Raw genomic sequence first — 2451 nt, forward strand, 5'->3', positions numbered from 1 at the left:
GATCAAGAAGCTATTTTAAGTATTCATAATCCTTATGAAAACAATACTTTAAATTTTGACACAAATGAAGTTAAAAATTATAAAGGAATTATCACTTATATAAAATATCTAGGCATTAATCATGAAAGTGCTTTAAATATTAATGATAGCGCTTCAAATACTAAGCAAATAAAATACAAGCATTTTTTTTCTTTTAAGCTTCAATCAGTTTTGATAAGACTTTCTTTAAATAAAGCCAATCGTATTTATACTCATACTAATATTATAGAAGTGATTAAACAAACCCTTGGTTTTTATCAAGATATCTTACATAAAGAAATTGATTATTCTAATATACATTTTAATTATGAAAAACAAGAACTCATCTCTCAATACAATGAAAGTGATTTAGACTTTATTACAAGATTAAGCCATAATAATGGAATCTTTTTTTATGAAGATGAGAACACTATTTATTTTTGTGATGTATATAAAAATGTAAAAAATAAAGAGATAGAATATAATCCTAATGTTAATAATATTTTAAATCAAGCTTGTATTTCTTCTATTTATAAAGAGCAAAGTTTAAGAACTAATTCTTTTACGCATTCTAGTATTAATGCCAATACTCCTTTAAATCTTTTATCCTTACACTCTAGTAAAGTTCCTTATGAACAAGAACTTAATAACAAGGCTTATTATAATGAACATTTTTATGAGAGTGAATATTCTTTTACAAAAAGCATTGATTTAAAGACTAAGCCTTCTCTTAAAGAAAAAAGAGCCTTAGTATTAAATGAAAGCTTACTAGCAAAAAGTAATATTTATCATCTTAGCTTAGGAGATTTTATCACTTTAAATTATAAGGAGTTTAATCATCAAGAAGAAATAAAAAATCAAGATGAAGAAAAACAAGATAAAGCTTCTTTGCTTAAAGACTTTATTATTATTGCTAATACTCAAATCTTAATTGATGATGCCATCTTAGCTAATTCTATTAATACTAATGATCATTTAAATTTAAAAGATTTAAATTTAAGTAAATCTTATTCCAATACTTTAACTTTATTAAAAAAGAATATTATCTTTACTCCAAGTTTTAAAGTTAAACCTAAAGCTCCTAATAGCACTCAAGGTATTGTTATAGGAGAGAGTAAGGATATAGAAAGTGAGAGAAATACTATTTATACTGATGAGCATGGAAGGGTTAAGGTAAGGATTAATCTTTATGCTAATCAAGAAGAATTAGATGAAAAAGAAAGTTTATATCATCACACTCCTTTTTTAAGAGTAGCTTCTAGTATAGCAAGTAATCATTCAGGTTTTTTTCATACTCCAAGAATAGGAGATGAAGTGATTATTTCTTTTTTAGATGATGATATAGATAAACCTTATGTGAGCTCTAGTTTGTATAATGGGACTACAACTATGCCTCAATATAATTATCCAAGATATCAAAGAGAGATTGCCACTAGCACTTTAAGTTATTTAAGCGAAGTTCCTATTATGATCAATCAAGGCTTAGATACCTTAAAACTTCAAGAAAATACAGATTATGAATTAAGCTCTATTAATAATCATTATCTTACTTTAGCAAATTCTACAATAGGAGTGGATAACACCGATGCAAGAGCAAGGAATGAAATTACCCTAAAAAACGACAAAGACAAAGAAGAAATTTATATCTTAGCGCAAAAAGATTATAAAGAAGAAATAGGTAATAATTATGAGCAAACCATAAAAAATAATAAAACTTCAGAAGTAGGAGCCTTATATACTGAATTTATCACTTTAGGTCATATGCAAAATATCGCAGGATTTAAAAATGTCAATGTAGGGGCTGAATATTTAGAAAATACTTTACTCTCTAAAGATACCAATGTAGGTTTAAGTAATACTTTAAATGTGGGGATTAGCAATGAAATAAACATAGGGCAAAACCACGAAGAAAAAATAGGAAATGACAAAAGAGTCTTTGTAAATAATAATCTAGAACAAGATATTAAAAATGATTCTATTTATAGAGTAGGACATAATAAAAATGAAACCATAAGAGGTTCTTATGTGCTCCAAACTAACCACTCTGTAAAATTTTATTCCAAAAAAGATATGACCTTGGAAACAAATGAATATATTAAAGCCGAAGCAGATGATTCTATTAGTTTTAAAGCTAGAAAAGATTGTACTTTTGCAGCTGATAGAGTTAATACTTTAGCAAACAAAGATAGCGTTTTAGTAGCACAAGAACATATTGTTTCTAGGGTAAAAAATACAATCATTTCTCAAACAGAAGATAAAATTGTAATACAAGTAGGTAAAATGCAAATTATTATAGACGATAAGGGCTTAAGGATCAAAGGCGGTGATCTAAGAGTGGATTAAAACTAATTTTTTAAATTATAACAACACAAGGAAAAACAAATGAAAACTTTAGAAGAAATGCAAGCTATGGATGAAGAAGCTATAACGGAG

Annotated in this window: 1 protein-coding gene; it reads left to right on the forward strand. The window is 26.6% G+C overall.

Translation table 11 applies throughout. The features are described from left to right. Positions 1 to 2361, forward strand: a 2361-nt coding sequence (locus tag AJ939_RS11020; protein WP_070276290.1) for a type VI secretion system Vgr family protein, incomplete at its 5' end; no start/stop codon positions are given. Positions 2362 to 2451: the final 90 nt, after the last annotated feature.

This window comes from Campylobacter sp. BCW_6889, from assembly GCF_001762535.1.
GTDB lineage: Bacteria > Campylobacterota > Campylobacteria > Campylobacterales > Campylobacteraceae > Campylobacter_D > Campylobacter_D jejuni.